The sequence below is a fragment of the Hyphomonas sediminis genome (assembly GCF_019679475.1).
Lineage (GTDB): Bacteria > Pseudomonadota > Alphaproteobacteria > Caulobacterales > Hyphomonadaceae > Hyphomonas > Hyphomonas sediminis.
Genome location: NZ_JAIEZP010000001.1, coordinates 866215 through 886928 on the forward strand (window position 1 = coordinate 866215; position 20714 = coordinate 886928).

19 protein-coding genes are annotated in these 20714 nt (G+C 62.6%); 11 read left to right on the forward strand and 8 right to left on the reverse strand.

The genetic code is table 11. The features are described from left to right. Positions 1-53: 53 nt before the first annotated feature. The 3 genes from K1X12_RS04395 (at position 54) to K1X12_RS04405 (ending at position 4165) form a co-directional block, all read left to right on the forward strand. On the forward strand, positions 54-1799 hold the full coding sequence (locus tag K1X12_RS04395; RefSeq protein WP_220986415.1) for an aq_1923 C-terminal domain: 1746 nt from the start codon (positions 54-56) through the stop codon (positions 1797-1799). A gap of 109 nt (positions 1800-1908) precedes the next feature. Continuing rightward, complete coding sequence (locus K1X12_RS04400) at positions 1909-2733, forward strand: TIGR00282 family metallophosphoesterase (RefSeq protein WP_220986416.1); 825 nt, start codon at positions 1909-1911, stop codon at positions 2731-2733. Positions 2734-3256: 523 nt separating this feature from the next. Continuing rightward, on the forward strand, positions 3257-4165 hold the full coding sequence (locus tag K1X12_RS04405; protein WP_220986417.1) for a metallophosphoesterase family protein: 909 nt from the start codon (positions 3257-3259) through the stop codon (positions 4163-4165). A 93-nt stretch (positions 4166-4258) separates the two neighbouring features. On the opposite strand, the gene K1X12_RS04410 is transcribed toward K1X12_RS04405, so the two are convergent. Genes K1X12_RS04410 through K1X12_RS04420 form a run of 3 tightly spaced genes read right to left on the reverse strand, consistent with a single transcriptional unit; the run spans position 4259 to position 6131 of the window. Beyond that, positions 4259-4732 carry a VOC family protein gene (locus K1X12_RS04410; RefSeq protein ID WP_220986418.1) on the reverse strand — a complete coding sequence of 158 codons (474 nt, stop codon included), beginning with the start codon at positions 4730-4732 and terminating at the stop codon, positions 4259-4261. Beyond that, the gene (locus K1X12_RS04415) at positions 4729-5187 is read right to left on the reverse strand and encodes a hypothetical protein (protein ID WP_220986419.1); all 459 of its coding nucleotides are present in this window, start codon (positions 5185-5187) and stop codon (positions 4729-4731) included. Before K1X12_RS04415 ends, K1X12_RS04410 begins: the two co-directional genes overlap by 4 nt. A 59-nt stretch (positions 5188-5246) precedes the next feature. After that, the gene (locus K1X12_RS04420; protein WP_220986420.1) at positions 5247-6131 is read right to left on the reverse strand and encodes a methylated-DNA--[protein]-cysteine S-methyltransferase; all 885 of its coding nucleotides are present in this window, start codon (positions 6129-6131) and stop codon (positions 5247-5249) included. Positions 6132-6271: 140 nt separating this feature from the next. On the opposite strand from K1X12_RS04420, the gene K1X12_RS04425 reads away from it, so the two are divergent. Further along, entirely contained in the window at positions 6272-7219 is a 948-nt protein-coding gene (locus K1X12_RS04425; RefSeq protein ID WP_220986421.1) for a glutathione S-transferase family protein, read from the forward strand. Between the two features lie 84 nt (positions 7220-7303). Then, a complete protein-coding gene (locus K1X12_RS04430) occupies positions 7304-8275 on the forward strand; it encodes a cyclase family protein (RefSeq protein ID WP_220986422.1) in 972 nt (323 codons plus the stop codon). A 4-nt stretch (positions 8276-8279) separates the two neighbouring features. On the opposite strand, the gene K1X12_RS04435 is transcribed toward K1X12_RS04430, so the two are convergent. Together K1X12_RS04435 and K1X12_RS04440 are read right to left on the reverse strand one after the other, a co-directional pair. Beyond that, positions 8280-9170, reverse strand: a complete 891-nt coding sequence (locus K1X12_RS04435) for an alpha/beta fold hydrolase (protein ID WP_220986423.1) — start codon at positions 9168-9170, stop codon at positions 8280-8282. 130 nt (positions 9171-9300) lie between these two features. Beyond that, on the reverse strand, positions 9301-11844 hold the full coding sequence (locus K1X12_RS04440; protein WP_220986424.1) for a TonB-dependent receptor plug domain-containing protein: 2544 nt from the start codon (positions 11842-11844) through the stop codon (positions 9301-9303). A 180-nt stretch (positions 11845-12024) separates the two neighbouring features. Here K1X12_RS04440 and K1X12_RS04445 point away from each other — a divergent pair, with 180 nt between their 5' ends. The 3 genes from K1X12_RS04445 (at position 12025) to K1X12_RS04455 (ending at position 16374) form a co-directional block, all read left to right on the forward strand. Next, on the forward strand, positions 12025-12831 hold the full coding sequence (locus tag K1X12_RS04445) for an SDR family NAD(P)-dependent oxidoreductase (RefSeq protein ID WP_369426152.1): 807 nt from the start codon (positions 12025-12027) through the stop codon (positions 12829-12831). Positions 12832-12938: 107 nt separating this feature from the next. After that, positions 12939-14639: an acyl-CoA dehydrogenase family protein gene (locus K1X12_RS04450; protein ID WP_220986426.1), complete on the forward strand. Its 1701-nt coding sequence runs from the start codon at positions 12939-12941 to the stop codon at positions 14637-14639. 91 nt (positions 14640-14730) lie between these two features. Then, positions 14731-16374, forward strand: coding sequence for a DUF389 domain-containing protein (locus K1X12_RS04455; RefSeq protein WP_220986427.1), 1644 nt, complete (start codon positions 14731-14733; stop codon positions 16372-16374). Here the strand turns inward: K1X12_RS04455 and K1X12_RS04460 are convergent. Together K1X12_RS04460 and hisI are read right to left on the reverse strand one after the other, a co-directional pair. Further along, the gene (locus K1X12_RS04460) at positions 16364-17260 is read right to left on the reverse strand and encodes an N-acyl homoserine lactonase family protein (RefSeq protein WP_220986428.1); all 897 of its coding nucleotides are present in this window, start codon (positions 17258-17260) and stop codon (positions 16364-16366) included. The genes K1X12_RS04455 and K1X12_RS04460 overlap by 11 nt on opposite strands. Before the next feature lie 26 nt (positions 17261-17286). Next, positions 17287-17682 (reverse strand): phosphoribosyl-AMP cyclohydrolase, encoded by a 396-nt coding sequence (gene hisI, locus K1X12_RS04465; RefSeq protein ID WP_220986429.1) that lies wholly within the window; start codon positions 17680-17682, stop codon positions 17287-17289. Between the two features lie 121 nt (positions 17683-17803). Here hisI and K1X12_RS04470 point away from each other — a divergent pair, with 121 nt between their 5' ends. The 3 genes from K1X12_RS04470 to K1X12_RS04480 all read left to right on the forward strand — a co-directional run bounded on the left by K1X12_RS04470 (position 17804) and on the right by K1X12_RS04480 (position 20115). After that, entirely contained in the window at positions 17804-18634 is an 831-nt protein-coding gene (locus tag K1X12_RS04470; protein WP_220986430.1) for an enoyl-CoA hydratase, read from the forward strand. An 8-nt stretch (positions 18635-18642) separates the two neighbouring features. Beyond that, complete coding sequence (locus K1X12_RS04475) at positions 18643-19557, forward strand: hydroxymethylglutaryl-CoA lyase (protein WP_220986431.1); 915 nt, start codon at positions 18643-18645, stop codon at positions 19555-19557. Between the two features lie 177 nt (positions 19558-19734). After that, complete coding sequence (locus K1X12_RS04480; protein ID WP_220986432.1) at positions 19735-20115, forward strand: DUF4168 domain-containing protein; 381 nt, start codon at positions 19735-19737, stop codon at positions 20113-20115. A 92-nt stretch (positions 20116-20207) separates the two neighbouring features. Here the strand turns inward: K1X12_RS04480 and K1X12_RS04485 are convergent, their stop codons facing one another. Next, positions 20208-20636: a hypothetical protein gene (locus K1X12_RS04485; protein ID WP_220986433.1), complete on the reverse strand. Its 429-nt coding sequence runs from the start codon at positions 20634-20636 to the stop codon at positions 20208-20210. Between the last annotated feature and the right edge of the window lie 78 nt (positions 20637-20714).

Below are 20714 nucleotides of genomic sequence, written 5' to 3' on the forward strand. Positions count from 1 at the left end.
TAAACACAGGCGGCCACACCGCACCTCCAAACCGAAATCCAGAGGGACAACAGATGAAGTATTTGGTCACCGGCGTGATCGCTATGACTTTGCTTACGGCATGTGGGCAGAAAGACAAGGCGACTGGTGAAGCCGCTCTCGCGGCAGTTGAATTTGACGTCAGCAAGCTGCCGGAAGTCTCGCTCCGCAAAGGGGATGCAGCAACTGCGGATCAGGCGCTGCAGGCGCTCGGCCTAGCTGAGTCTGGAATCGGGAGGCTGGCTTTCGAGAACAAGGATGTGAGCGGCGAGAAAGCCGTTTTCACCAATGTCACCCTGTCGATCCCGGAAGACACTACCCCGAGCGAGCCGCTCTATTCCGAAGAGGAAGTAGCCGAACTGTTCGGATATATGGACTATGACGGCGACGGCATCGCCGACGACGGTTCGGATATGACGCTGGAAGAGTATGGCGCCAGCCTGAACGCGGAAGAGCCTGAAGGCCCGCCGCCGGTTGTGAAAGCTGCCAAACTCGAATTCGACGGCCTGAGCTTCGTCGATGGCGCCGCGAACTTCTCGCTGATGCGTTTCTCCGACATTTCCATGACGCCGGTTGAGGGGTCTGCTGACCAGAGCACTGGCAAAATCGGCTCGATCGAACTGGTGAACCCGTCGCCGGAAACCGCTGCATGGGTTGGCAGCCTCTTCGGGCAGGGTGAGCCAGCCGATTTCCCGGAAGGCAATGCGCTCTCCTTTGATCGCTGGGCCGTGAAGGACGTGAACTTCAATATCGCGGACGCCAGCGGCACGGGTGCTTTCACGCTCGCTTCGGTCTATGTCGATGGGCTGAAGGAAGAGAAAGCCGGCAAGGCCGGCATTTCCAACCTGGTCTTCCAGTTCAATGAAGCTGAAACCGGCGATGTGAACGTTACCCTCGATGGCGTCGGCGTTGCCGGCCTCGACTATGGTCTCATCGCTGCTGCTGCCAACAGCTCTGCCGATCCGGCGCTGGTGGCAGAAGCGCTGCAGGCCGATCCGGGCAATCCGGGCTTCGATGCCGCGCTCATGAAGGGCCTGAAAGCCGATATCGTTGGCGCCAGCGTCGACATGCCTGCCTTCAACTCCTATGTCGGCCGCGATGCGCAGGGCCGCGCAACCAAGATCACGACTGATCCGTTCACAATGACGGTTGCGGCGCGTGACAACGCCGATGGCGAACAGTTTGCCGGCGCGCTGGCAACGCTGGGCTATGAGTCGCTGACCCTCAGCGGCGCTGGCGAGCAGCTCTATGATCCGGATGCGGACATCGTGACCCTGCCGAAGGGCAAGAACTATTGGAAGCTCAATGACGGCTTCCAGCTGGATGTCTCGGCCAAGTATGCCGGCGCCAAGGATATTTCTGCTGCCTCGACAGCTGCGAACCTTGAAGCCGATCCGGACGCTGTGATGGACGTGATGCTCAACAAGCTGGCTTTCCATCAGTTCGAGATTTCCTTCGACGATGACGGCTTCTTCAACCGCGCCCTGAACGCTTATGCGGCTCAGTCGGGTGAAGATCCGGCGAACCTGCGCGCACAGATCTCCGGCATGATGGCGATGGCCCCGATGGCCGCCGGCAGCACCGGGATCGACGTGGCGGTGATCACCGAGCTGGCCTCGGCCCTGTCGAGCTTCGTGCAGGACCCGAAAACGCTGACGATCAGCTTCGCGCCGCCGACACCGGTGACCGGCCAGGCCTTCGTGGACGCGGCTTCCAACCCGAGCGACCCGGCCATGAAGCTGGACAAGGCCAAGCTCGGTTTTGCGGCTTCCAACAAGTAATCTGACTGCCGGACACGGCTGACAGGAATGAGGGCGCGGGGCGAGAGCTTCCGCGCCCTTTTCAATAGGGGATAATGGAGGCATAGGCTGTTGCGATGAGACGTGAACTATGAAGCTGGCCTTTTTCGGCGATGTTGTGGGCAAGCCCGGACGGGCGGCGGTGCTGGATCACCTGCCGGGCCTGCGGGCGCGGCTGAAGCTCGACTTCGTGGTGGTCAATGGCGAGAACGCCGCCGGCGGCTTTGGCCTGACCCGTCAGATCGCAGAGGAATTCTTCGGCGCGGGCGCCGATTGCCTGACGCTGGGCGACCATGCGTGGGACCAGCGTGAGGCGCTCACCTATATTGAACGCGAGCCGCGCCTCCTGCGGCCGATGAATTACCCGCGCCAGGCTGGCGCGCCGGGGAAGGGGGCTGAGCTTTACATGCTGCCCGATGGACGCCGGGTGGGCGTTGTCCAGCTGCAAGGCAATGTCTTCATGCGGCAGGCACTGGAATGCCCGTTTGCGGCGGCTGACCTTGCGCTCGACCAGATGCCGCTGGGCACGGTGGCCGATGCCGTGATCGTGGACATGCACTGTGAGGCGACCAGCGAGAAGATGGCGATGGGCCATCATTGCGATGGCCGGGCAAGCCTTGTGGTGGGCAGTCATACTCATGTTCCGACGGCGGATACGATGATCCTTAATGGCGGCACGGCCTATCAGAGCGATGCGGGTATGTGCGGAGACTATGACTCGGTCATTGGTATGCAGAAGGAAATGTCGCTCTACCGCTTCCAGACCCAGCTGCCCGGCGAGCGTTACCAGCCCGCCCTTGGCGAAGGCACGCTGTGCGGCACCTATGTCGAGACTGACGACCGCACAGGGCTCGCGACCCGGGTTGAGCCGATCCGCATGGGTGGCCGGTTGAGCGCGCAGGTGCCTTCCGTTTGAGTGGCCGGTGCTGATCGCAGGTAAATGCTTGCGGTTCCTGCGCCTTAGCTTTTCTGGATGTTGCCGTCATCGGTGTGACTCTCCGCTCCGTTCGGGAGATGGGTCCTCAGATGGCCTTTGGCCATCGAGGGTGACGAGGGTGGAGAGGCTTGTTCTGCATACATCAGTCTCCGGACTGACGTATGCCATCCGGGTTTGGGTCAGTTCGGGGGAACCTGCCGGATAAGTTGACGGAATATCTCGCGGGTTTGTCTTCCCGGTTTGGCCGAAGGCAAAGACCGGGATCCAGCGGATGTGTTGGTACTGCTGGGTATTCTGGGTCCCGGATAATCGCTTCCGCGATTTCCGGGATGACGCGGGGAGGGGGGTGGCGATGTTGGATAGGGGGGGGCCATGCTGGCCGGGCGGAAGATCCAGAAAGACGTATCCTTTGCGGACTCGATGTCAGAAAAAATTCATCCCGCTGCTGGGCATGATTACCTAAGAGACCGGGTTCCTGCTCAAGAAAACCCGGGAGATTCTGATGACCCTGTTGCGTCCCGCAATGTTGAAGCGTGCAGCCTTTGCTGCGCAGGCCGCTGCCATCCTGCTGATCGCGGCTTGCGCCAGCCCTTCGGAAGTTCCGCCCCAGGAAGACCGCGTTGCGTTCGCCGTGCTGGGAGACGCTGAGCCCAAGCCGCTCGCCGAGTTTCCGAATGTTGCCGCCGCTGTGGCTGACGTGAATGTTCTGGCGGAGAAAAAGGAAATCGATTTCGTTGTCGGCGTGGGCGACATCGCGCACAAGGGCACGCTGGTGCAGTATGAGGCGGCAACGCCGGTGCTGCAGGCCCTGACGCTGCCTTTCTTCCCGATCATGGGCAATGAAGAGTTCAACGAAAGCGAAGCGCGCTTCATAGATTTCGCCAATCGCTGGAACGAAGGCAAGGCGATCATCGACAGCCGCAGCTATGTGCAGGACCGCGGGCCGGTGGTGATGGTCTATGCCTCGCCCGATTTCAGCCGGCAGTTTACGGATGAAGGCGTCGAATGGATGCTGGACCAGGTCCGCGCAGCCAGCCCGAAGCCGGTGTTCCTGGTGGTGCACAGCGCGCAGGTTGGTGTGTACCCGGAGAATGCCGAGAAGGGCATCGAGAATCCGAAATTTGCGGAAGTCGTGGCCCAACCGAACCTGGCGGCCGTGATCTCAGGCGACCTGCACATGGATATGGACCGGACGGATCATTCCAAGCAGATCGGCCATGTGCATTACCTGCACATTCCGGCGCTGGAGCGGACCAAGATTCCCGATGAAACGCAGCACACGCCGCTGTTCCGCGTGTTCACGGTGAAGGGCGGCCATGTGAAGGTCGACACCTACCAGACAGGCAATCCCGAGCCGCTGGACCGGTTTGCCTACAGCTTTGACCTGCCGGAAGTTCCGGCCGCGAACTAGGGCGACGTGCGATCTGATGGGATCAGGTCGCTTATTCCCGTTTTTTTATTTGCTCCAAGAAAAAAGCCGGAGGGGCGACCCTCCGGCTTGATCTTACCACACCCCAACATTTGGGGCGCTGGCCCAGGGTTCCTGCGGGGGTTTGGATGGGCCTTTCTGCAGCAGCTCGATGGAGATGCCATCGGGCGAGCGGATGAACGTCATGCGGCCATCCCGGGGCGGACGATTGATCGTCACCCCGATATCGGCAAAGCGCTGGGTGGCGGCGTAGATATCTTCCACCTGATAGGCGAGGTGGCCGAAATTGCGCCCGCCGTCATAATCCTTCTCATCCCAGTTCCAGGTGAGCTCTACCATCGGGATGTTGAGGGAAGTCGGCGAGACGCCTTCGGGCACGCCGCCATTGCGGGCGATGTCTGACGGGGCGGCCAGGAAGACCAGCGTGAAACGGCCAGCTTCGTTGTCGTAACGAGTGATTTCCTGCAGGCCGAGCCCGTCGCAATAGAAACGCTTGGCCGCGTCAATGTCGCTGACGCGAACCATGGTGTGGAGAAATTCTGGGCTCATGAATGGGCTTCCTTCAGATTATGGATGACCTGGCGCAGATTGGGCGGAGTGAGCGCATAAAAGCGCCGCAGCGCCACTGCGAGCAGGCCGACGGCGGTGCCCATAAATGCCAGGAAGATGCTGAATGTGTGGATCAGGGTGCCTTGCTCGAACACCGGCGAGCCGCCGGTCATCTGCCAGCACGCATCCCAGGCCATGTTGAACACGGCCACCAGCGGGCCGAGGCCGAAGGTCAAAAGGGCGCCGCAGGCGAAGAAGTAGGTGCCTGCGCGGGGTCCTTCGGCGCGGACATAGAGATCTGTGAACTCCGCTTCGCTGACGCTGACCGGCAGCTCGCCGCTTTCCTTGCGCAGGGCAAGGAGCTGGGGCGCGAAATCGCGTGTCTGTTTCCAGCGCCAGGCTAGATGCAGCCCCCAAGCGATGACGGCGGCGATGAGGACGTAATAGAGCCACATGGGCGGGAACAACGCTCCAAGACGTAAACTGGCCCGCAGAGGGCCCGGCCGGAGCGGCATCAGACCCTGTGGGCGCGTTCGTATACCAGCATGGCGCGCTTGCGGGCCACACCCCAATGATAGTTATGCAGCCGGCCATCTGCCGCAAGGGCTCGGTGGCAGGGGATAAACCAGCTGACGGGGTTGGCGCCCACCGCCGCGCCGACAGCGCGGGAGGCCTTGGGCGCCTCGATTTTCTGGGCGAGGTGGCCATAGGTTCGAGTTTCGCCGGCAGGAATCTCAAGCAGGGCGCGCCAGACCTGCCGCCGGAAGGGCGTGCCATAGAGGCAGACCGGCAGGGGCGTTCCATCCTCGAACACGTCGCGCGCCATGCGTTCAGCGGCGGCATCATCACGGCGAATTGATGCGCCGGGATAGCGGGCGGCGAGGTTTGCGAAGGCGTCGTCCTCGCGCCGACCCTGATGCTCGAAGCCGGTGCGGGGGGCGGCGTCCTCGTCAATGAAGCCCAGCGCGATGAGGCCGCGCGGGCCGATCAGCCAGGCGCCAAGGCCGAAGGGGGTCGGCGCTTTGCCGAGGATCAGGTCCGCGCCCTTTCCGCCGGCTTTTGCCTCGCCCGGCGAGAGCCCTTCATGGGCAATAAACAGGTCATGCAGGCGGCCGGGGCCGGAAAGGCCGGTTTCGAGACTGGCCTCCAGAACGCTGGCGCCCTCGCGCAGCAGGTCTCCGGCCATGCCATGGGCCAGCGCGCCCTGGAACTGCTTGGGGCTGATGCCGGCCCAGCGGGTGAATTCACGCTGGAAATGGTGGGGCGAGAGGCCCATCGCCCGAGCGGCGGCGTCCAGATCGGGCCAGTCCTGCCAGGTGTCGCCCAGCCATTCGAGCGCCTTTGCCATACGGTCATAAGCGCGGGCGCGTTCATCGAGGGGGAAGAGAGTGTCAGCCATGAGGAGAGTGTGCCGGAGGCATAAGACGCGCGCCACCCGATTCTTGCCGTTCCCTGAAGGGCGGAATTTACACTTTCCTGCAATCAGGAACACGCGCAATGTGCGGTCCAAAACACTACCCGGGAGGCAAGAAGGTCAACATGGCGGACGCCCGCAGCATTATCCTGCATGAGTATCCTGCATCGCCCTATGCCGAAAAGGTGCGCTTGGCGCTCCGGCTGAAGAACCTGGCCTATGCGCGCGTCGAGCAGCCCTCGATCATGCCGAAGCCTGATCTGGTGGCGCTGACCGGCGGCTATCGGCGCATTCCTGTGTTGCAGATCGGGGCGGATATCTATTGCGATACGGCGATCATCCTGCGGGAGCTGGAAGCGCGCTATCCGATGGTGGCGCTGAAGCTGCCGGGCCATGAGGGGCTCGCGCAGATGGTGGCGGGCTGGACGGATGGGCGCTGGTTCCAGTGCTCCGTGGCGGTGATCTTCGGCGAGATGGGCGACAATGTTCCCGACGCCTTCATCAAGGACCGCGAGCAGCTTTCCGGGCGGCCGTTCAATATTGCCGCGATGAAAGCGGTGGCGCCGATGATGCGTGACCAGTGGCGCGCGCGGCTGATGCTGCTTGAAGAGCGTCTGGCGGGCGGTAAGGGCGCTGGCGGCGGGCTCTATCTCGTCGGCGGCAAGCCGGGGCTGGTGGATGTGCACGCCTATATGAATGTGTGGTGGATGAAGCAGGCTGTGCCGGCTTTCGCGGACGCCTGTTTCGAAAGCGCGCCGCTGACGCGCGCCTGGTTTGACCGTCTTGCCGAAGTCGAAGGGCAGGAGCCGGAAACCATTACCGGCGCGCAGGCCGCCGCGATTGCTCGGGACGCGGCCCCGCGCCTCGTGGCCGCGACGACCCGGAACGAGCCGCAGGGCTTTGTGCCGGGCGAGCATGTAGCCGTTGCGCCCGATGATTACGGGCAGGACTGGGTGGAAGGGGAGCTGGTGCATGCCGACAGCCAACGGATCATCTTGCAGCGCGTCAGCGAGATTGCAGAGACGATCCACGTCCACTTCCCGCGCGCAGGCTTCCTGGTGCGGCGCGCCTGAGGCGCCTTGGGCGGGCCTGACTTTGCTTGCATGCGCGCGTGGCCGCGCTAGGTTTTCTTCCAGAGATACTATCGGGAGGAAATGATGAAGAAGATTCTGATGGCGTCGGTGCTCGGGCTGGCGGCCTGCGGGCATATGGCGGCCGAAGAAGCGGCGCTAGATGCGCCGGGCGCAAAGCCGACAGTGAAAGAAGTCTGGTATCCCTCACGCTACGGCGCGGAGGACCGGATTGGGGCAATGAACCTGCTGTCTCCGGAGAAGACCGCCGAAGCGGCAAAACTCATTACTACCGGAAAGACTTATTCGCTGGGCCAGGTGACCGGACGCAAGACGCCGGCTTATGGGCCGCGCAGCTTCTCCATGACGATCCTTCAGCTCTCGGATGGTTCGGGTACACCGCTGGGCGAGAACAAGGCTGTGGGCAATGACGACCTCGTCAACACTTATGTCGGCATCGGCAGCCAGATCGACGGGCTGGGCCATATGGGCATCGACCATCGCTACTATAACGGCGTTCCGGTGGCGGACTTTGTGACCACTTCGGGTCTCACCCAGTTTGGCACGCATGACCTGCCGCCTGTTGCGACGCGCGGCGTGCTGCTCGACATGACCAAACAGTTTGGCGATCCGGTGCCCGCCGGAACAGCCTTCAACAAGGCCGAGATCGATGCGGCGATGGCCGCGGCGGGCGTCAGCATCGGCGAGGGGGATATCGTTCTTTTCCACACCGGCACGATGAAATCGCAGGAAGGCTCTGCCGAACTGTCGCCAGTGGAGCCAGGCGTTGGCGTGGAAGGCGCGCAATACCTGGCAGACCTTGGCGCGGTCGCCGTGGGCGCCGACACATGGGCGCTGGAGGTCATCCCGTTCGAGAAAGATGCCCGGCCGTTTGACGTTCACCTCACCCTGCTGGCGAAGAACGGAGTCTATATCCTCGAGAACATGGTAACGCACGAACTCGCCGAGGATGGCGTTTCGGAATTCTTCTTCACGCTGGGCGCCCCGCGCCTGGAAGGGGCGGTGCAGGCGATCATCAATCCGGTGGCCATCCGCTAGCGGATCATTCCTTCAGGAAAGCGATGACCTCGGCGGCCAGTGTTTCCGACATGGCATCGGCGAGGTCATGGCCCCAGCCGGGGAAAGAGCGGAACCGTGCGCCCGGAATGCGCTGGGCGATGTCTTCGCCGCAGCCAAGGCGCACGAGCGGATCTGCCTCGCCATGCAGGATCAGGGCGGGCAGAGAGAGTTCGGACAAATGCTCGTGCCAGCGGGGTTGGGCGCGGATGGCCGCAAACTGGCGCAGGGTGCCGAGTGCGCGGTCTGATCGGTTGAAGTCGTCAATTGCCCGCTGGCGGATTGTGTCTGCGCTGTTGCGCAGGGCGGGCGCCGACCCGATAGCGTGCTGCGTGACTATCGCAATCTCGCCGATGGCTTCGGCTGTTCTTTGTGCCGGAACGGATATGATTGCTTCCATTGCTTCTGGCGTGGCTGCGGGCAGTCCCGGCGCCCCGGAAGTCGCCATCATGGTAATCAGCTGCCGGACTTTGTGCGGGTGATTGATCGCCATGATCTGGGCGATTGCGCCGCCCATCGACATGCCAAGCACGGCGGCCTGATCTATGTCCAGCGCATCAAGCAAACCTGCGGCATCGGCGGCCAGGTCGTTCAGAGTATAGGGAGCAAAGGGGCTCGCATCATGCCCCGCTTCCAGAGCGTCCATAACACCGGCGATATCCGGGACGCCGAGTTCGACCATTTCCTGTGAGAGGCCGATGTCTCGGTTGTCAAACCAGATGACGTAATACCCTGCGTCCGCAAGCGCCTGCCGGAACTCCGGTGGCCAGCGCGTCATCTGAAAGGCGAATCCCATGATCAGGAGGATTGCCGGATCGCCAGGGTTGCCTGCCGTTTCATATTCCAGCTCGATCCCATTGGCCGTGATCTGGGACATATGCCTGGCTCCTCTAGCCGTGTTGCGCTGCAGAGTAGGGGGCGGGCACCTTGGCAATCAAGCTGTCCACAAAAAGAAAACGCCGCCCCGTACTTAAGGGCGGCGTTTGTTGATGAGTGGAAAGATCCGCTTAGAAGTTCAAGGTGGCTTTCGTGTAGACGAAGCGGCCCGAATAGCCGAACGGCGAGTAGGTCGAGAACGGCACGTTACCGGTCGAGTTCAGACCCAGCGGGGCCGCATCCGGGTATTCGTCCAGGATGTTGTCGGCGCCGACAGCGATAGTGATGCGATCGTTCCAGTTATAGCGGGCCTCAAGGTCCACAATGGTTTTCGGGCTGAGGTTGTAGTCCGTTGCGGAGCTAGACCCCGGCACCAGAACTTCGCCGTAGCGGATCGCACGTAGTGTCGCTGCAAACGGACCGTGTTCCCAATCGAGCTGGCCGGTGAACTTGTCCTTCGGAGCGCCTTCTTCAAAGGTGAGCACGTTCACGCGACCGAACAGCGTCGGGGCCGGCGAAAGGGCCGAGAGTACCGGAACTTCCGGGATCTCTGTTACTTCTGTCTTGTTGAAGTTTGCGCCCAGCGTTCCGCGGAACTTGCCGAAATCGGTTTCCGGGAACGTATAGTTGGCGATGATGTCCACGCCGGTGGTTTCAGTAGAGACCCCGTTCAGGAAGAAGCGGCCACCACCCGCGCCCACGAAGCCTCGATCTTCGAGATAGTCACGGACGTTCGCCGCCGTCAGGTTCTCGGAGAGAACGATGCGATCATCCACATCGATCCGGTAACCGTCGACCGTCAGGTTAAAGGACCCGGTACGGAAGACGAAACCCAGCGCGTAGTTGACCGAGGTTTCCGCGTCCAGTGGTTTGGCGCCCAAGGCAACAGCGATTGGGTCGTCCACACGGAAGGTGGTGATATCGAAGGGCACGCCATCGATGAAGTTCGTCGATGTGGTGGTGAAGAACTGCTGTTGTAGCGTCGGAGCGCGGAAGCCGTTTTGAATCGAGCCGCGGATCGCGAAGCTGTCATTCACATCATAACGAGCTGCGAGCTTGCCGGTGAGGGCCTCGCCGAAGTCTGAATAGGATTCGCCGCGAATGGCGCCCGAAAGCAGCAGCTTGTCGGTGACGTTTGCTTCCAGGTCGAGATAGAGGCCAACGGCGGTACGGTCTTCATCCAGCTCGTTTTCTGGGCGGAAGCCGGGGAACACTTGCGCGCCGCTTGCCGTTGCACAGCCGCCATTGGCGATTGCAAACGGTGTCAGGGCAGCATCGCCGACACAGCCACCGCTGCCTATCGGAATGAGCACACCGCCATTGCTGTAGGAGTCTGCCTCGCCCGCGAAGATTTCATACGCTTCGCGGCGGGCTTCCACACCCCATGCGACGTTGAGATCCGAGGCGAAACCGTCAACGGCGAAGCCCTTCACAAAGCCAAGGTTCCCGACGAGCTGACGGGTTTCGAAGCCGCCGGCATCAAAAGAGGTTTTCGACGTCGGACCGATCGACCGGTTCAGCGTGTCGATGATCTGGAACTCCATCTTGTTGGTGCCGTAGCCCAGCGAGGCATCGACATCCCAGCCTGCCCAATTGAAACGGGCGCCGCCAAGAGCAGAATAGTCCGTAGTCGTTGGATTTATCTTCGGCAGGAAGCCGTTCGGGTAGATCTCAATGACGTTGCGATCGTCACGCGAGCGGCGGAAGAATCCGGCGGAAACCGTTTCGCGGTCCTGATAGCTGCCCCAGCCATAGAGTTCTACACCGTTGCCGAGCGTGTAACCAGCATTGGCGAAGAAGCTCAGCTGTTCGAGGTCGGGCTCGCCAGTCCAGGCGTTCCAGCGGTTGATTTCGGCTTCAGCAGCAGGCTGGGAGCCGGGATATTGTTGGCGATGGTCGTAGCCGGAGCGTTCGGTGTGGTTCTGGTCCTTATACTCACCGGTGATGGTGAGGAAGCCATCTTCGCCGAGGCCGTAACCTTTCCAGCCCGCGACGGTCAGCACATGGCCATCGGAGCGTTCGCGACTTACGGAGCGACCCGGATCAGGCACGCCGGGAGTGGACGGTGCAATGACGGGTACGGTATATTCTGTTTCACGCCAGCCATAGGAGGCTTGGACTGCGCCGCCGGTGTTGGCTTCGCGCAGGCGCACGTTGACCACGCCCGCGATTGCGTCAGAGCCGTAAAGCGCCGAGGCGCCGTCGCGCAGGACTTCCACGCCACCAACAGCGAGTGAAGGGATGGTGTTGAGGTCCACCGCGGAAGAGCCGCGGCCGATGGAGCCGTTGACGTTCACCAGAGAGGCAGAGTGACGGCGCTTGCCGTTCACCAGCACAAGCGTCTGATCAGGGGCAAGACCGCGCAGGGCTGCCGGGCGGACGGAGTCGGTGCCGTCAGTTAGTGCCGGACGCGGAAAGTTGTAGGACGGAAGGTTGACCGACAGCGCCTGGTTGAGTTCGCCAACACCGATATTCTGGATGGTTTCAGCTGAAACGACATCCACCGGTGCGGCTGTGTCAAGGGCTGACCGGTTGGCGACGCGTGTACCGACGGTTACGACAGCGTCCAGCGTGCGGGCGCTTTCTTCTTCCTGTTCCTGTGCCAGGGCTGGCGCAGAAACGGCAGAAAGCGCGATGGCGGCCACGGCGGCCGACAGCATGGCTTTGAATTTCATTGAGTGATCACTCCCGTATGCGTGATTGCCGGAGATACGGCGGGCGGTTGTGGAAACCTAAAGTGATCGTAAGGTGAGGGCAGCGCAGCAATCAACAATAAGGCGTATCTAATACTACACTTTAGCCAAGCATTTGTTGCATTTCCGACACAATTCCTAAAACGAGCATGAAAAATGAGCATGAATAGGCGGCTTTGTCTTATTACTGGTGCTTCGGCGGGCATAGGTGCGGAGTTCGCCAAACAGTATGCGGCGCTTGGCTGGGATCTGGTTTTGACAGCGCGGCGGGCAGACCGGTTGCAGGTGCTCGCCTCCGAGATGCATTCCCGGTACGGCGTTTCGGTCGATGTTATTCCCGAGGATTTGTCCAATCCGGGCGCGCCGGCGCGTCTGGTGGCGGCGATCGAGGAGAAGGGCAGGCAGGTTGATGCGCTGGTCAATAATGCCGGCTATGGCCTGCCGGGCACCTTCCTGTCGACCGAATGGAAAGATCAGGCAGACTTCCTGCAGGTGCTTTATCTCGCGCCGCTGGAGCTGACGCACCGTGTGCTGCCGGGCATGGCGGCGCGCGGCTTCGGGCGGATCATCAATGTCGCCTCACTCGCGGGCTATGCGCCGGGTAGCGCGGGCCACACCCTTTATGCGAGTGTGAAGGCCGGGCTGATCAAGTTTTCCGAGAGTATCGAGGCCGAATGCAAGACGCTGGGACATGAGAATGTCCACTGCACGGCGCTGTGCCCCGGCTTCACCTGGAGCGAGTTCCATGATGTGAACGGTACGCGTGAGGCGACAAAGTCGATGCCGAAATGGATGTGGATGGAGGCTGAGCCGGTCGTCAAAGCGGGGATCGAGGCGGTCAATCGCGGCCAGCCGGTGGTCGTGCCGGGCGTGGCCAACAAGGCGCTGGCGACCCTGACACGTATCTTGCCGGAACCTCTGGGCCGGGCCCTCGTCAGCGGCCAGTCCAAGCGTTACCGCAAGCTGTAGGTCAGTCCCGCCTTGTTGCGCCGCACAACGCTCCTGTGGCAGAAAGCGCTTGCCGCCCCATCATATTCGATACCAAGAGGCGGCGGCATAGTTGAGGGAGCCAGGGCATGGACGGAGAGAGCGCGGTGACAGACAGGCAGGACGTGATGATCGAGGGGCTGGTTCCGGCGCTTGCGGAGGCTGTGCGCGCGCTCGATACCTATACTGCGGCGGCCCTTTCCGGAGCCCGCGCGCAGCTGGCCGGCGCCGACGGCAAGCCTGACCGCGCCGCGTTTGAGCGCCATCAGCACCTTGCCCATGGCCTCTCCTGGCTCGTGACCTATGTGGAAACCCTCCGCCAGGTGGCCGAGTGGGCCGGGCGGCTGGACGCTGACGGCAAGTTCGGTGAGGCCGAAGCGCTGCTCTCGCAGATCCTTTTCGGCGAATATTGCGCCCAGATCATTGGCGGCATTCCAATGAACCAGGGCGAGACCATCCGTCCGCATGAGCTGGACAGCCTTGAGGCCGCCGACAAGCTGTTTGCCGAGCCGGTCATCCGCAAGCTGATTACCTCCGGGAAGACGCCGGCGTCCCTGGCTGCGGCGGCCCGCCTGCTGCCGGATTCGCTGACGCGCCATTCGGTGGAGAATACCGGCCTCGACGAGACCATGGAAATGGTGCGCGACCAGTTTGCAAAATTCGCCGCCGATCGTATCAAGCCCCACGCCCATGGCTGGCACCTGCGCAATGATTATATCCCGATGGATGTGGTCGATGCGATGTCCGAACTCGGCGTGTTCGGCCTCACCATTCCGGAGGAATTCGGCGGCCTCGGCATGGGCAAGACGGCGATGTGCGTCGTCACCGAAGAGCTTTCGCGTGGCTATATTGGCACCGGATCGCTCGGCACCCGCTCGGAAATTGCAGCAGAGCTGATCCTGATCGGCGGCACGGCGGACCAGAAGTCCCAATGGCTGCCGAAGATCGCGAGTGGTGAAATCCTGCCGACGGCGGTGTTCACCGAGCCCAATACCGGCTCCGACCTTGGCTCCTTGCGCACGCGCGCCGTGAAGGATGAGGACGGCGCACAGTATTCCATCACCGGCAACAAGACGTGGATTACCCACCCGGTACGCGCCGACCTGATGACGCTGCTGGCGCGGACCAATCCGGCAACGAACAATTTCTCCGGCCTCTCGATGTTCCTGGCCGAGAAGCCGCGCGGCGACGACGCCAATCCGTTCCCGGCCGAAGGGATGACCGGCGGCGAGATCGAAGTGCTCGGGTATCGCGGCATGAAGGAGTTCGAGATCGGCTTTGATAATTTCAAGGTGAAATCCGAGAACCTGCTTGGCGGCGTGGAAGGGCAGGGCTTTAAACAGCTGATGGCGACCTTCGAGAGCGCGCGGATCCAGACGGCGGCCCGCGCGGTCGGCGTCGGCCAGAACGCCCTGGAAGTCGGCCTGCGCTACGCACTCGACCGTCAGCAGTTCGGCCAGGCGATCTTCAACTTCCCGCGCGTTGCCAACAAGCTGGTGATGATGGCGGCGGAACTCGTCGGCGTTCGTCAGCTTACATACTATTCGGCGCGCCAGAAGGATGACGGCAAGCGCTGCGATCTTGAGGCCGGCATGGCCAAGCTGCTGGCGGCCCGCGTGGCCTGGGCCGCTGCCGATAACGCCGTGCAGATCCATGGCGGCAACGGATTCGCGCTGGAATATCCCGTCAGCCGCATCCTGCAGGATGCGCGTATCCTGAACATCTTTGAAGGTGCCGGAGAGGTGCAGGCGATGGTGATCGCCCGCCGCCTCGTGGAGGGCGGCAACTGACCTGAACCTTGCCCCGGCCTGTTCCGGGCCGGGTATGCGAGAATGCTGAATTGAGCGTCAGACCGGCCTCGCCGGGATGAGAGGAGGGCATATGTCCGATACGGTAGAGCAAAAGGCGCAGCGCCGCCCGGAATGGTATCGCCGCCTGCGCGTCGCGCGCTGGCGCGGTATCCGCAGCATCGACCATATGGAAGTTGTCGATCACGTCCATGAAGAGGGCGGGCTTTCGGGCCGCTACCTGTTCATGACGGCGATGTCATGCGGCATTGCCATTCTTGGCCTGCTGTTGTCTTCGCCAGCGGTTATCATCGGGGCCATGTTGATCTCCCCGCTGATGGGGCCCATCATGTTGATGGGTTTCTCGCTGTCGATCCTTGAGCTCAAGGCGTTGCGCGGAGCTATCGTTTCGCTTGCCATCGGCACGGCGCTGGCGCTGGTGACTTCTTTCCTTATTGTGTTCCTCTCTCCACTGACGGATGTGACGCCGGAGATCCTGGCGCGCACGCGGCCGAACTTCTTTGACCTGCTCGTGGCGGTCTTCTCCGGCCTGGCGGGCGGCTATGCTGTAATCCACCGAAAGGGCGAGACCATCGTTGGCGTGGCGATAGCGACGGCGCTGATGCCGCCGCTTGCCGTTGTCGGATACGGGCTGGCCACGGCGCAGTTCCAGGTCGCAGGCGGAGCCTTCTTCCTCTACATGACAAACCTCCTGGCGATTGCGCTGTCAGTTACCGTGCTCTCGCGCTTCTACGGCTTTGGCGAGCGTCACAGTCCGCGCCACACTTTCTGGCAGACCGGCCTGATCGTCAGTGTCTTCGTTGCGTTATCGATCCCGCTCGGCCTTGCCTTGCGCGACATTGCCTATGAAACTCGGGTGCGTGACGTGGTGCGCGACATCGTCCTGGAGCCTTTCGAGGGAAGGGAGGCGCGCCTCTCTGACATGAATGTCACCTTCCCGCGCCGGGGCGACCACCGTATCGTGCTGCAAGCTACTGTGCTGACATCGGAACGTGTTCCGGGGGCGGAGAAGGAGCTGGCAGACCAGCTGACCGAGCGGTTCCGCCGACCGGTGAAAGTAGCTGTCGATCAGATCCAGGTCGATGACAATAACTCGGAGACCGCGCGCTTCCTTCAGGCCGCGGAATCTTCGCTGGGCGCGCCGCTACGCGCGCAGATGTCCCAGTTCGAAGCGCTCGCCGTCGAGCGCCGCACCGAGCGGGAAGTGCGCGCCGCGTTTCCGTTCAATCTGATGGCGGCAGACATAGACGCTGAAAGCCGTGTTGCGGTGTTTGCTGCTGCCCCCACTGAAGGCGTCACGCTGGCAGGCTGGCGTAGTCTGGAAGATGGCCTCACCCGGAACTTCAGCAACTGGACGATCTCGGTCGTGCCGCCGCCGCTGGTGCTCACGCCGATCCTCTTCAGCGCGTCGGAAGACACGTTGACGCCCGGCGCAGCCGACCAGCTGAATGATGAGGTCTGGGCGATGCAGCGCTGGGGCGTGCAGCAGGCGGAGCTGATAGCCTATCTTCCCAACGCCATTGCCGCGCAGACTTTCGATGAGCGCGCGCTTGGCCATCGCCGCGCCAGCCGTGTCTCCGCTGCGCTCTCCGAGGCGGGCATCAGCGCGACGATTGCGGGTGAGTTCCGGCGGGGCGAAATGGCAGGCCGTGAGGACCGGATTTTCATTCGGCCCGTGACGGTGTCTGCCGAAGCGCTGGCCGACCCTAGCGAATAACGCCGTCGAGCGGCTGAATGTCGCTCGGCTCGTGCTGGATGATAACCTTCGCGCCGAGCGCCTTGGCGCGGTCTTCGAAGATTTTCATGGAGGCGAGGGTCGTCTCTTCATTCGCATTGAAGCGCGGCACGCGCGAAAGCGCGCGGCTTTTGGCGCGGTGATAGAGATCGCCCGTCAGCAGGACGGGACCAGCCTCGGGCAGCATCAGCTGCAGGGACGTATGGCCCGGCGTATGCCCCGGCGTTTCGAAGATCACGACGCTGCCATCGCCGAATACGTCCTTCTCACCGGTGAAGGCTTCGCGCTTCAGCCCCTGGAAGGCATTGAACAGCGCGATCTGGTCTGCGCTCGCCTGCGGCACGGACCCATCCGGCGGGATCATCGTATCCAGCTCGGCCTGGTGGACCAGCCAGATTGATCCCTGAACCTGGTCGACCTGGCCGATATGATCGAAATGGCTGTGGGAGATGGCAACATAGTCGATATCGGCGGGGGTGAGCCCCAGCGCTTCGAGTTGCTCCGTAAGCGTTGCATCGAGGGAGACGGTGAAGATGTCCTGAGTCACGGGGCCGGCAAGGCGCAGGATGCTCGGCAGGCCTAGATCCCAGAGCAGGCGGCCATTGGGGTGATTGATGAGGTAGCAGGTGTCGGTCAGCGTGTCGGCCTCGCCCGCATAATCGCCAGCGGAGGAGAAGGCATCCAGGTCCGAGACCTTCAGCGTACCGCAATCAAGCACATCGACATAGAGCGCCGGGCTTGTTTCAGAGGCGGTTTCGGTGGCCGCCTCAGTGCCCGGTTCGGCGGGCGCCTCGGGCGTGCTGGCTGGCGCGCAGGCGGCAAGCAACGCGCCTGCAGAGGCGGCGATGAGAAAATGGGAATGGCGCATGGGGTTCCTCCGTTTTGCGGAGGAGCTTAGTCGGCCTTGCCGGGGAAGGATAGCGCGTCGCCCTCGACGCGCCGGTAGAAGCAGCTTTCCCGGTGTGTGTGGCAGGCGCCACCCGTCTGGCGCACCTTCAGCAGCACGGCATCCTGATCGCAATCGACGCGGATCTCGGTGACTTCCTGAATGTGACCAGAGGTGTTGCCCTTCACCCAGATTTCCCCGCGCGACCGGGACCAGTAGGTCGCCCGGCCGGTCTCGATCGTCTTCTGCAGCGCCTCGGCATTCATCCAGGCCAGCATCAGCACTTCATGCGTAACGGCGTCCTGCGCGATGGCTGCGATCAGGCCGTTGGCGTCGAAGCGTGGGCGCATCTCTGGCGTCTCGTCCTGCGCGCTGCCAGAAAGGGGAGGGAGAAAGCGGGTCATGGGGCAGAGCGGTCGCGCATGGGCGGCGCGAAGTCAAGCAGCCAGACGGGGCCGAATTCGGCCTGCCCATCGACGGTAAAGGGGGCTAGACTGGCCGCAACGAAATGGGGAGAGAGAGCCAATGAGCGCCTATAGGCAGATCCTGACATCCACCGCAGACGGCGTGCTGACCATCACGCTGAACCGCCCGGAGCGGCTGAACGCATGGACCGGCACGATGCAGGAAGAGGTGGAGACAGCCATCCGCGCAGGCGGGCGGGATGACGCCGTGCGCTGCATTGTGCTGACGGGCGTCGGGCGCGGCTTCTGCGCAGGCGCGGATATGGACCGGTTGCAATCTATCCAGGCGAGCGCGGGGGAGGGCCATGCAGAAGCCGTTGCCGAAACCCGCCCGCCCGAGCCCACCGGCCTTGAGAAGACCTTCCCCGGCCGGTTCGGCCACATGTTTGCCTGCCCCAAGCCGATCATTGCGGCGATCAACGGGCCATGCGCGGGCATCGGCCTGATCCTCACCCTGTTTGCGGATATGCGCTACGCCGCCAGCGAGGCAAAGTTCACCACCGCTTTTGCCGAGCGGGGCCTGATTGCCGAGCATGGCATCGCCTGGCAGCTGCCCCGCCTCGTGGGCGAGGCCAATGCGCTGGACCTTCTCTTCACGGCGCGCAAGTTCGATGGAGCGGAAGCCGAAAAACTCGGCCTGGTGAACAAGGCGCTGCCCGGCGATCAACTGATGGGCTTTGTGGCCGAAACCGCCCGGCATCTGGCCACGCAGGTTTCCCCGCGCTCGGTCGCCATCATGAAACGCCAGATCCGCGAAAGCTATTTCCAGTCTTACGCTGCCTCCCTCGCCGTGGCGGACGCAGAGATGGAAGCAAGCTTTGCGACGCATGACTTCAAGGAAGGGGTGGCGAGCTTTGTCGAGCGGCGCGCTCCCGCCTTCACCGGAAAGTAGGCCCCCTGATGACCCGCCGCATTGATATCGTCGAAGTCGGCCCGCGCGACGGGCTGCAGAATGATCCGGCCAACCTCACCGTGGCGCAGAAGCTGGAGTTCATCGCCCGGCTGGAAGCGGCAGGCGTGAAGCGCATGGAATCAGGCAGCTTTGTCAGCCCGAAGGCGGTGCCGAAAATGGCGGACTCGCCGGCGGTGTTCGCGGGGCTCGACCGGTCACGCCCCACCCGGCATATCGCCCTGGCGCTGAATGAAACCGGTGTGCGCCGGGCCATTGAGGCGCAGGCGGACGAAATCAATTTCGTGCTGGTGGCTGGCGAGGCCTTCGGCAAGCGCAATCAGGGCATGAGCCCGCAGGAAAGCGCTGATATGCTGGTCAGGTGCGCCCCGCTGATCCACGATGCGGGCATTCCCCTCTCGGCCACCATCTCCGTCGCCTTTGGCGATCCCTATACCGGTGATGTCGACATCGCCGTTGTCGGCAGCCTCGCCGCGCAGGCTCAACGCGCAGGCGTTGCGGAGCTGGCCCTTGGCGACACGATCGGCGCGGCCACGCCCTGGGATGTGCGCAAGCGGATAGACCGGGTAAGGATGGAAGCGCCCGACGTGTTCCTGCGCATGCATTTCCACGATACGCGCGGCGCCGGGATTGCCAATGTGTTTGCCGCCGTGGAGGCGGGCGTGGATGTGATCGATGCCAGCTGCGGCGGCATTGGCGGATGCCCCTTCGCGCCGGCGGCAACCGGCAATGTGGCAACCGAAGATGTCGTCTGGATGCTGGAGCGGGCCGGTTATGAAACGGGGCTGGATCTGGCAAAGCTGATCGAAACGGCAAAATGGCTAGAGGGCGTTCTTGGCCATCCGGTCGCTTCCGCGCTCAGCCGGGCAGGCGCGTTCCCGCCGACGAATGTCGCCGCGGGCTGAAGGCGCGGCATCCGGACACATGATTTGTGTCCGGATGTTCATGACAGAAGCTTAAATTACAATGCCCTCATTTGGGGGTGTTTGCCGCTTCTCGAGATTGCGCCGCCAGGCACCCTTTGTTTTCTTGTGCACGAGGGCAGATGCCCGAAGGGGGGGAGACGAAGAGGAGAACTTGGCATGACTTCCCAGAACATCCGTATACGATATGTATCCCTGATCGCGGCGGCGGTCTTCATGACCAGCGGCGTCGCCATGGCCCAGCAGGCGGGTCAGCCCGCTACAGCCGCTACGCAGATCGCCCCGCTCAGCGACAAGGAAGCCACCCAGTTTGTGGCCGCCAACAAGAAGGTGACGGAAGTCGCCAATAAGATGAGCGCCCAGCTGCAGGGCGCCAAAACCGAGGAGGATGTGGCGAGCCTCCAGACCAAGGCGGAGAAGGAAATCGTCACCGCCATCCAGAAGGAAGGGCTCACCCCCACACGCTATCAGGAAATCATCGTGCTGGCGGAGAATGACGAAGCCACGCTCGCAAAGCTGCGCGCAGAATTTGGCGGCTGAGCGGCTGCCATGCCTGCGTGAGGCCGGGAGGGGGCGTTCCAGAAGGAGCACGCCTTCTTGCCGCCCAGTGCGCTTGGCGACGCGGCGCCGCCCTAACAGCCCGAAGGCGGGCAGGGGCCACCGGCGTCAACTTCGTCGCCCACGGGAAGCTCTAGCTTGCTGTCGTCTTCGAGGCGGCGGTATTTGAAGGTATCGGCGGCAGTTGTGGCGGGGCGGGCGATGTCGCGGCCAACTGTTTCGGCCTCGCCAACCGGCGTATCATCCGTAAGCTGAAGCACGTTCACGCCCTTCTCAGCGCGGAGTTTGCCGTTCATCTGCTCGCCCGGTATGCTGTAGCCGTCGATCGTGCAGGAGGAGTCGGTGGTGCTGCAGGAAACGCCTGCAGAATCGCAATAGCCCGCAACGACCGTGCCGGCATCAACCTTCACATAGCAGGTGTCGCGAACATGCACGCCCGGCGCAGCAGATGCGGTTCCACAGGCGGCGATGGCGGCGAGCGCGGCAAAAAAGACAGTTTTCATGGGTTCCCTCCAGCTTTGTGCCTGTCCCGGTTGACCCAAAAGGCTTGAACGTAAAATGAATGGCCGCGAAAAAATCGC